This is a genomic window from Amaricoccus sp. (genome assembly GCF_036846665.1).
Lineage (GTDB): Bacteria > Pseudomonadota > Alphaproteobacteria > Rhodobacterales > Rhodobacteraceae > Amaricoccus.
This window is the reverse complement of record NZ_DAIUBO010000143.1, coordinates 1-9,973: the sequence shown is the minus strand read 5'-3', so window position 1 is coordinate 9,973 and position 9,973 is coordinate 1. Positions and strand designations below refer to the sequence as shown.

The window sequence follows — 9,973 nt, the reverse complement described above, 5'->3', positions numbered from 1 at the left end:
GGTAGTAATCGTCGGAATCGAGCAAGTCGTGCTCGCGGTTGTCCTGGTTCTGCACGACCGCCTGTACCCGCGCGAGCCGGTCGGACAGGGCCCCGCGAGCCTCGGCGCCATCGGTGCCCGCGCCATAGGCATAGCCGCTCCACTCGAGATAGGCCCGCCCGAGATCGGCGCGGTCGTTCCAGAGCCGCTCGTCGATCATCGCCTGGAGGCCCGCGCCATAGGCGCCCGGCCTGGAGCCGAAGACCCGCCATCCGGCGCGCTCCGCACCCTCCCGCGCCGCCTCGACGCGATAGCGCGCCGCCGCCGGATTGATGTCGGCCGGCTCGTCGAGGTCCATGATCGCGCGCGCCGCGCTGGCGACGAGATCCATCTGGGCGGGGAAGGCATCGCGGAAGAAGCCCGAGACCCGCAGCGTCACGTCCACGCGCGGGCGCCCGAGGGTGCCTGCGGGCAGGATCTTGAAGCCGGTGACGCGGCCGCTCATCGCGTCCCAGAGCGGCCGCGCACCCATGAGCGCCAGCGCCTGGGCGATGTCGTCGCCCCCGGTGCGCATGTTGGCGGTGCCCCAGGCGGTGATCGCCATGACCCTGGGCCAGTCGCCCTGTTCCTGGGCATGGCGCTCGACGAGCCGGCAGGCCGACTTCCAGCCCAGGGCCCAGGCCGCGCGGGTCGGGATCGCGCGGCTGTCGACGGAGAAGAAGTTGCGCCCCGTGGGCAGGACGTCGAGCCGTCCGCGGGTGGGCGCGCCGGAAGGTCCGGGCGCGATGAATCGGCCATCGAGCCCGTCGAGCATCGCGGCGATCTCGCGCCGGCCGCAGGCGCGCAGGGCGGGCAGGACCGTCGCCTGAAGCGTCCCGATCACCGCGCCGGTCTGCTGCATCCGCTCGCTCAGCCGCTCCGGCCGGTCGACGAGTTGCGCTGCGAGCGCTTCAAGGCGCTCGACCGTGTCGCCGGCGGTGCGCCAAAGCTCATCGCTCGCGGTTTCCAGGGTCGCGGGGCGTGGCCCGGTCCAGGGCGCGCCGAGATCGCAGTCGAGCGGGTCGAAGCCGCCCGCGCTCACGCCGAGATCGGCGGCGATGGCGCGAATGAGGGAGGCATCGGCGGCCTTGCCGTCGCCGCGCGGCACCCGCAGCAGCGCGATCGCGAGGTCGCGTTCCTGGATGCCTTCGGGGCTCCGGCCGAAGACGTGGAGGCCGTCGCGGATCTGGCTTTCCTTGAGTTCGCAGAGATAGGCGTCGAGCTTCTTGAAGCGGTGGTCGTCGTCGCCCGCATCGGTGACCCCGGCATCGAGGTCGAGGCCGGTCGCGGACATCAGCGTGAGGATCTCGCCCCGCAGATGCGCGATCCGGCGCGGGTCCACCCCGGCCGCCTGGTAATACTCGTCCACCAGCGCCTCGAGGTCGCGCAGCGGGCCATAGCTCTCGGCGCGGGTCATGGGCGGGGTGAGATGGTCGAGGATCACCGCCTGGGCGCGTCGCTTGGCCTGGGTGCCCTCGCCGGGATCGTTGACGATGAAGGGATAGAGATGCGGCATCGGCCCGAGAACCGCCTCGGGGAAGCATTCGGAGGACAGCGCGACGGCCTTGCCCGGCAGCCATTCGAGATTGCCGTGCTTTCCCAGGTGGACGACGGCATTCGTCGCGAAACTCGCCCTGAGCCAGGCATAGAACGCGAAATAATTGTGCGGCGGAACCAGATCCGGCGCGTGATAGGTCGCTTCGGGGTCGATGTTGTAGCCACGCGCCGGCTGCACCCCGACCGCGACGTTGCCATAGCGCAGGATCGACAGGGCGAATGCGCCGTCGACGAAGAACGGGTCCGCCGAGGGCGGCCCCCAGCGATCCTCGACCGCCTCGCGAACCCGTGGCGGCAAGGCGTTGAAAAAGATAGCATAGCTGTCGAGTGAAAGCCGCTCGCCGCCGCTGCGATCGGCGCGGTCGGTCAGCCAGTTGGTCGGCCCCGCGAGGATCGCCTCCATCAGCGCCGCGGCGTCCCGCGGCGCATCCTCCACATGGTAGCCGGCGGCCCGGAGCGCGTCGAGGACCGCCACCGTCGACGCCGGCGTGTCGAGCCCGACGCCATTGGCGAGACGCCCGTCCTTGTTGGGATAATTCGCCAGCACCAGCGCGACGCGCCGGTCGGCGGGCCGGGCGCGCCCCAGCGTGACCCAGGCCGCGGCGAGATCGGCGGCGAAGGCGATGCGGTCGTCGCGGGCGCGATAGGCCGCGATCGTGCATTGGGTGGCCTCGTCGCGCCAGGCCTCGCCCTTGAAGCTCACGGCGCGGGAGAGGATCCGGCCGTCGACCTCCGGAAGCGCCACGTTCATGGCGATGTCGCGCGGCGCGAGGCCGCGCTCGCCCTCGACCCAATCGGCCTCGGTGCCGGTCGCGAGCACGATCTGGATCACCGGCCGGCCGCCGACGTCGAGAACCGTCGGCGCCCTCTCGCCTCCCCAGGCAGCGGCATCGGGAGAGGAGACCGCGAAGCTCGTCGCGTTCAGCACGAGATCGGGTGGCGTCCGATCGAAGATATGGCCGAGCGTGGCGGCGGAAACGCTGTCCTTGAGCGAAGCCACGTAGACCGGCAGCGGGTTCAGGCCCCGCGCCTGCAGCGCCGCGATCATGCGGTCCACGGGCTGCAGGCCCGCGCCCTGCAGGAGCGCCCGGTAGAAGACCAGGGCCACCACCGGGGCCTCCGGCCGCCAGTTCCCGGCGAGGGTTTCCGCATCGGCCATCGCGGCACCCGGCCAGTAATAGCCGGCCCGCAGCAGCGGCCGCGCCGCCGGCGGGCGGGGGCCCCGGCCGAGCATGTGGTTCGCGAGATGCAGGAAGGTCGCGGCATTCTCCGGCCCGCCCTCGACGCAGCAGGCGAGAAGCTCCTCCCAATCCGCATCGCCGACACTCGAGGCGGCGCGCAGTTCGGCATCCGGCCGGTCGTCGCCCGGCAGGATCGCGAGCGGGACGCCGGCTTCGGCGAGACGGATGGAGAATTGCTCGATCCCGTAGCGCCAATAGGCCGCGCCGCCGAGCAGGCGGACGATCACGAGCCGGGATCGCCGCGCGGTCTTGTCGAGATAGAGATCGACCGAATAGGGATGCGCGAGCCAGGCGAGATGCGCGAGTCTGAGGTCCGGTGCCGCGGATCCCATGGCCGCCCGCGCGGCGGCGAACTGGGCGAGTTCGGAATCCGCCGCGGAGATGAAGACCACATCGGCCGGTGTCTGGTCCGGGTCGACCGGCTCGCTTCCGTCGGAGATCGCGCCGGGGCTCGCCGCCAGCAGATGCATGTCACCGTGCCGCGTCGGCCAGCGCGTCTCCGATGGCTGCCGCGTCCAGCCCGCTCTGGCCGATCACCACGAGCCGGGTCGCGCGCGGTTCCCCCGCGGCATGGGCGCGGTCGTAGTAGGTCTCGATCCGGGGCCCGACGCCCTGGATCACCAGTCGCAGCGGCTTTCCGCGAACCGCGGCGAACCCCTTGACCCGCAGGATGTCGTGGCGCTCCACCGCGGATCGGATGGCCGCAAGCAGCGCGTCCGGGGCATCGATCTCGGGCAGATCGAGCACGTGGCTCTCGAATTCGTCGTGCCCGTGCCCCTCCGGATCGTCATCGTCATCGTCATCGTGGTCGTGGTCGAGGTCGTGGTGATGGTGGATTTCGCGCCGGACCTCGAGGTCGTCCTCGGCACCGATGGAAAGCCCGAGCAGCGCGAGGGGGTCGATCGCGCCCCGGCTCGCCTCGAGGACGGAGACGCCGGGGCGAACCTGGGCGCGGATCCCCTCGACGGTCGCACCGGTCGCGGCGCCGAGCAGGTCGGTCTTGTTGACGACCACGAGATCGGCGCAGGCGAGCTGATCCTCGAAGAGCTCGGAGAGCGGGGTCTCGTGGTCGAGATTGTCGTCGGCGGCGCGCTGGAGATCGACCGCCGCCTCGTCGGCGGCGAAGCGCCCGGCGGCGAGCGCCGGGCCATCGACGATGGTCACGACACCATCGACGGTGACGCGCGTGCGGATGTCGGGCCAGTTGAAGGCGCGCACCAGCGGTTGCGGCAGGGCGAGGCCGGAGGTCTCGATGACCACATGGTCGGGCGGCTCGGCGCGGTCGATCAGTTTCTGGATCGCCGGCACGAAATCCTCCGCCACGGTGCAGCAGATGCAGCCGTTGGACAGCTCGATGACATCGTCGTCGCCGCAGCCCGCGATGCCGCAGCCCTTGAGGATTTCTCCATCCACGCCGAGGTCGCCGAATTCGTTGATGATGAGCGCGATCCGGCGGCCGTTCGCGTTTTCGAGCAGATGCCGGATCAGCGTGGTCTTTCCCGCACCGAGAAAGCCGGTGACGACGGTTGCGGGGATCTTCTTGGCCATCGGTTCCGTTCCTCGGGGAGGTGAAGCGTCGGGGCGGGCGCCCGCCTCGCGGCATCCGGCAACGGCACCCCGCCCGCGCCGTGCGCCCGGGCGATATGCTCAAACCCCCGGAGAGGTGTCAAGCGGGGTTCAAGCCACGGGGTCCGGTATCGCGCAGCCAGTCGAGGGCTTCGGCCACCGTGGCGACGGTGGCGATCCCCGGGGGAGTGGCGGGGCGGGCGATCATCACGACCTCCAGTCCCAGCGCCGCTGCGGCATCGAGCTTCGCCCGGCCTTCGCCGCCGCCTGCGTTCCGGGTCACGAGGTGGGTGATGCGCTGTGCGGCGAAGGTGGCCCTTTCCGATTCGACGGTGAAAGGCGGGCGGGCGGTGAGGATCGTCCATGCCTCCGGGCAGCCGCGGCCTCCCTGCGGGTCGATGACCCGGAGAACGAAGCCGGTGCGGGCGAGGTCGCGAAAATGCGGAGCGGAGCCCGGGCCGGTCGCGAGAAAGACCCTGGCGCCGGGGGGGAGCGCAAGCGCGGCCGATGGGAAATCCGGCACCTCCCGCCAGCGCTCGCCCGGGCCCGGCCGCCAGGCGGGACGGAGGAGCTTGAGATGCCGGACCCCCATGCGCCGCGCGGCTTCGGCCGCATTCCTCGCGATGCGCCCGGCAAAGGGATGCGTCGCATCGACGAGGGCGTCGATCCGTTCGTCGCCAAGGTATCGCGCTAGCCCCTCGACGCCGCCGAAGCCGCCGCTCCTGGTCGGGACGTCGTAGCGTGCCGGCGTCGCGGTCGCGCCGGCGAGCGAGGCGGCGGCGGCGATGCCCGGCATTCGCGCGAGGGCGGCGCAGAGGCTGCGGGACTCTCCCGTGCCGCCGAGCACGAGCACGCGACGCCGGCCGTTCATGGCCGGCGGCTGCCGTCCCGGTCGGCGATCGCGAGGATGCGCCCGCCGCGGTCCACCACCATGGCATCGAGCTCGATCGGCGCCGCGCCGAGCAGCGCGCGCGCCGTCACGAGCGCGTCCCCGGCGATACGCTGGGCAAGCTCCGGGCCGGCGACCTCGAGCAGCTGCAGGGCGGAGTTCCAGACCGTGCCGCGCTCCTGCACGGGGATCAGGTCGCCCGCGCGCCGGGCGAGTCGCGTAAGGTCGACCTGCGAGCGGGAGGAATGGAGGTCGAGCGCGCCCTGGGCGAGCTTGGTGAGCTTTCCGAAGCCGCCGGCGATGGTGACGCGCGGAATCGGATGCCGGCGCAGGTATTTCAGCATCCCGCCCGCGAAGTCGCCCATGTCGAGCATCGCGTGGTCGGGAAGCCCAAAATGCCGCTGCGCCGCCCGCTCGGAGGTGGCGCCGGTGCTGCCCACGGCATGGACGAGGCCGCATGCCCGCGCCACGTCGATGCCGCGATGGATCGAGGCGATCCAGGCGGCGCAGGAGAAGGGCCGCACGATGCCCGTCGTGCCGAGGATCGACAGGCCGCCCTCGATCCCGAGCCGCGGGTTCCAGGTCCTGAGCGCCAGCGCCTCGCCGCCGGGGATCGAGACCCGGACCTCGAAATCCGCCGCCGTCCCGCAGGCTTCCGCGAGCGTGGTCAGGGCCTCCGCCATCATGCGCCGCGGCACGGGATTGATCGCAGGCTCGCCGGGCGGGATCGGCAGGCCGGGCCGGGTCACGATGCCGACGCCCGGTCCCGCCCGGAAGGTGACGCCGGAGCCGGGCGCGCCGTGCTCCACGCGCGCGACGACCGTCGCGCCATGGGTGACGTCTGGGTCGTCGCCGGCGTCCTTGATCACCGCGGCCTCGGCCCAGCCCTCGCCGGTGCGGAAGGTCGCGAGGGCGAAGGATGCCTCGGCGCCGCGCGGCAGCCGGATCTGCACCGGATCCGTCCAGCGCCCCGTCAGCAATGCACCTCCGGCAGCGACGGCGGCTGCCGTGGCGCAGGCGCCGGTGGTGAATCCGGTGCGGAGCTTTGCCGGCGGTGCGCCCTGGTCCATCACCGGAATCTATCCCGCCTTGCGGCGATGCAACAGGGGGATCGCAGGCCCTGCTTCGGGTACTCGCCAAGGCGGACGCGCGGCTGTAAGCAAATGCCATGGTACTGCCTCGCGATGCATTCCCGGACCTGCCGAGCCCCGATTTCCCGCCCGGCATGGTCTGGCTGGTCGGCGCCGGGCCCGGCGAGCCCGGACTGATGACCCTGCAGGGTCTCGCGGCCATCCGCGCGGCCGATACGATCGTCTACGACGCGCTCGTCGACGAGCGCATCCTCGCCTGGCGCCGACCGGAGTCGCGCATCGAATTCGCGGGCAAGCGCGGCGGCAAGCCCTCGCCGAAGCAGCGCGACATTTCCTTCCGCCTGATCGAGTTGGCGCGGTCGGGCCAGCGGGTCCTGCGGCTGAAGGGGGGCGATCCCTTCGTCTTCGGGCGAGGCGGCGAGGAGGCGCTGGCGCTTGTGCGAGCCGGCATCGCGATCCGGGTGACGCCGGGGATCACCGCGGGGATCGGCGGCCTCGCCTATGCCGGCATCCCGCTGACCCATCGCGACGTCAATCAGGCGGTGACCTTTCTGACCGGCCACGACCAGTCGGGCTCCGCGCCCGGCGCCGTCGACTGGGACGCCATCGCCAGAGGCTCGCCGGTGATCGTGCTCTACATGGCGGTGAAGCATCTCGCGCAGATCGCCGAGGTTCTGGTCGCGGCGGGCCGCGCGCCGGACGAGCCGGTGGCCATCGTGATGAATGCCACCCTGCCGGATATGCGGGTCTTCGAGACGACGCTCGCCGCTGCCGCCGCCACGGCCGCGGCGGAGGGGGTCGGGTCGCCCTCCATCGTCTGCATCGGACGCAACGTTCTCCTGCGTCAGGCCATCGACTGGGTCGGGCAGGGCGCCGGGATCCCGCCGCGGTCGCTCGATCCTCTCGGCGAGCGGGGCGTCGCGGACCAGCCGTGACGATGCGCGCGCTGGTCGTCGCGGCACCGGCATCGGGCGCGGGCAAGACCGTGCTCACGCTCGGCCTCCTGCGTGCGCTCGGGTCCCGCGGCCGGGTCGTGGCGGCGGCCAAGGCCGGCCCCGATTACATCGATCCGCAGTTCCACCGGCTGGCGGCGGGGCGGCCGTCCCTGAACCTGGACGGATGGGCGATGTCCCCGACCCGCCTGCGCGCGCTCGCGGCGCAGCAGGGCGCGCCGCTCCTGATCGTCGAGGGGGCGATGGGCGCGCTCGATGCCGCCGCGGACGGAAGCGGGTCGGCGGCGGATGTGGCGGCCGCCCTCGGCGCGCCGCTGCTTCTGGTGCTCGACGTGTCCGGCCAGGGGCAATCCGCGGCCCTAGCCCCGGCCGGCCTGCGCGCGCTGCGCCCGGACGTGCCGCTCGCCGGCGCGATCCTGAACCGGGTGGCGTCGCCGCGCCACGAGGCCATCGCGCGTTCGGCGCTCGCGTCACGCGGCGTGACTGTGTTCGGAGCGGTGCCGCGCTCGACGGGTCTGCATCTGCCGTCGCGGCATCTGGGACTGGTCCTTCCCGCCGAGGTCGCGGATGCCGAAGCGGTCGTGTCCCGCGCCGCCGAGATCGTGGCCGCGCACGTCGATCTGGAGGCGGTGTGCGCGAGCGCCCTGCCGCTCGCGCTCGCGGGCGGCACCGGCGCGCGCCTGCCGCCGCCCGGCCAGCGGATCGCCCTTGCCGAGGACGCGGCCTTCGTCTTCACCTATCCCCATCTTCTCGCGGACTGGCGGGCGAGGGGCGCGGAGATCCTGCCCTTCGCACCCCTCGATGATCACGGCCCCCCGGCGGAGGCCGATGCGGTCTTCCTGCCCGGCGGCTACCCCGAACTCCATGCCGGCCGGCTCGCGGCCTCGGAGATGTTCCGGCATGCCATGGAGGCGGCGGTTGCGCGGGGCGCGGTGATCTGGGGCGAATGCGGCGGCTACATGGCGCTCGGCGAGGCCCTGGTCGATGCAGAGGGCCGGTCGCACCGGATGCTCGGCATGCTGCCGCTCGTCACCTCCTTCGCCGAGCGCCGCCTGACGCTCGGATACCGCCGTCTCGCGCCGCGCGCCACCTGCCCCTGGCAGATGCCGCTGGCCGGGCACGAGTTCCACTATGCGACGATCCGGCAAGAGGGAACGGCCGACCGCGTCTTCGACGCGACCGATGCCGCCGGCGAGGCCTTGCCCGCGATGGGCCTCGCGTGCGGCCGCGTGGCGGGCTCCTTCGCCCATGTCATCGGCCCGATGGAACCCCGGGAATAGACCGCGCGGCGCGATCGCATGAGGCCTTCGATATTCCCAGTTTGACCGTCCCGCAGCGAGCCGACGGCAGCGACTGCGTCGGCAGTGCGGGGTGCGCCCGCAAGGTCGGAACCGCTGCTTTTCCGGGCAAGACGGAATGGGTGACCTGTTGGAAGCCCGTACCTAATCCAGCAAATCCCTGCTCCGGAACCGGTCGAGGAGATGGGCCTGGGCGGCGCGCAGGGTGTCTTCGGGCGTGTCCTCGGATCGCAGGTCGTCGTCGGTGCCGCCGCGCCAGTCGAACTTGCTGCCCGCGCGGGGGTCGGCGAAGAAGGCCTGCACCAGCCGTTCGGGGTCGGTCGCCTCCGCCCCGGTCCCGTCGCCCTCGGCCTGGCGGGTCAGGACCCAGCCGAGGCAGGCGCTGGCGACGAGGGCGCGCCACAGCACCGGATGGGTGGCGGGGTGGAAACCGTCGAAGCAGGCGGAGAGGTTTCCGACGCTCGCGATCCGGGAATCCTCGCCCGCCTTCAGCCTGTCCTCGAATGCGCCGAAGTCGAGGATGCCTTCCGGCCCGCCGTCGGGGCGGTCGATCAGGAAGGCCCCGGCATTGTCGAGGGTGCCGAGGAAGATGCCCTGCAACCCTCCCCCGGGCTCGTAGGGCTCGTAGCGGACCGGCTTTCCGGCGCGGGCGAGGCGGAAATGGTCCGACAGGAGTTCGTAGAGCACCGATTGCACCTGGACGCGGCGGGCGATGCCGCTGTCGAGCCGCTGGTCGACCTGGGTCAGCCGCCGGAGCGCGATCTGGTGCAGCGCCCAGAGGCGCATGAGCCGGTAGAGGGTCGAGTGCCGGTAATAGCCGGTCGAGCCGCGCGCCAGCCATGCCCCGGGATGCGCGCCGAGGCGGCCGTCCCGCGTCACCCGGGCCATGTTGGCGACGCGGTCGAAGAGCTGCCGGGCGGCGTCCTGCGACTGGAAGAGGACGGGCTCGAGTTCCTCGTAGAGCCGCCGTCGCGCGTCGAATTCGTATTCCCGCCGGGAATCGCGCAGCCCCTTGCGGGTGTCGATCTCGTCGCGCAGCGCCTGCATCTCGCGCTGGTCGGCGGCCTGAATGCGTTCGAGCCGCACGGCGCGCCAAGCGCCGAAGCCGGCGAGCGCCAGGCTGGCGCCGGAGCCGATCAGGGCGGTGACGATGGCGGTGTCGACCATGGCTGCGGCTCGAGTATAGCGCAGATGCGGCCGGTTTTCACGGTTCGTGGAGGGGGTCGGGGGCTCGATCCGGGGGAATTGCATCCGGCTACGTCACTCCGTCCGCCCGAGTTCCGGACAGGCCTGCGTCACCAATTGGCCCGGCGGGCACCGCCGGGCAGCGCCCGCCCCGCCCCCAGGCGGGCGCTGCCCT

7 protein-coding genes are annotated in these 9,973 nt (G+C 72.2%); 2 read left to right on the top strand and 5 right to left on the bottom strand.

Annotation, left to right across the window (positions count from 1 at the left end):
- From cobN to V7050_RS13730, 4 genes are all read right to left on the bottom strand, one after another.
- A partial coding sequence (gene cobN / locus V7050_RS13745; protein ID WP_324410680.1) for a cobaltochelatase subunit CobN occupies positions 1 to 3,286 on the bottom strand: 3,286 nt, incomplete at its 3' end.
- Position 3,287: 1 nt separating this feature from the next.
- Complete coding sequence (gene cobW, locus V7050_RS13740; RefSeq protein WP_324369333.1) at positions 3,288 to 4,364, bottom strand: cobalamin biosynthesis protein CobW; 1,077 nt, start codon at positions 4,362 to 4,364, stop codon at positions 3,288 to 3,290.
- Between the two features lie 118 nt (positions 4,365 to 4,482).
- Entirely contained in the window at positions 4,483 to 5,253 is a 771-nt protein-coding gene (locus V7050_RS13735) for a cobalt-precorrin-6A reductase (protein ID WP_324369335.1), read from the bottom strand.
- Complete coding sequence (locus V7050_RS13730) at positions 5,250 to 6,341, bottom strand: cobalt-precorrin-5B (C(1))-methyltransferase (protein WP_324374589.1); 1,092 nt, start codon at positions 6,339 to 6,341, stop codon at positions 5,250 to 5,252. Before V7050_RS13730 ends, V7050_RS13735 begins: the two co-directional genes overlap by 4 nt.
- A gap of 98 nt (positions 6,342 to 6,439) precedes the next feature.
- Here V7050_RS13730 and cobA point away from each other — a divergent pair, with 98 nt between their 5' ends.
- Both cobA and V7050_RS13720 read left to right on the top strand, forming a co-directional pair.
- Positions 6,440 to 7,297 carry a uroporphyrinogen-III C-methyltransferase gene (cobA, locus tag V7050_RS13725; protein ID WP_324370769.1) on the top strand — a complete coding sequence of 286 codons (858 nt, stop codon included), beginning with the start codon at positions 6,440 to 6,442 and terminating at the stop codon, positions 7,295 to 7,297.
- A 2-nt stretch (positions 7,298 to 7,299) separates the two neighbouring features.
- On the top strand, positions 7,300 to 8,595 hold the full coding sequence (locus tag V7050_RS13720; protein WP_324374599.1) for a cobyrinate a,c-diamide synthase: 1,296 nt from the start codon (positions 7,300 to 7,302) through the stop codon (positions 8,593 to 8,595).
- A gap of 162 nt (positions 8,596 to 8,757) precedes the next feature.
- Here V7050_RS13720 and V7050_RS13715 read toward each other — a convergent pair whose 3' ends face one another.
- Complete coding sequence (locus tag V7050_RS13715) at positions 8,758 to 9,780, bottom strand: hypothetical protein (protein ID WP_324367673.1); 1,023 nt, start codon at positions 9,778 to 9,780, stop codon at positions 8,758 to 8,760.
- Between the last annotated feature and the right edge of the window lie 193 nt (positions 9,781 to 9,973).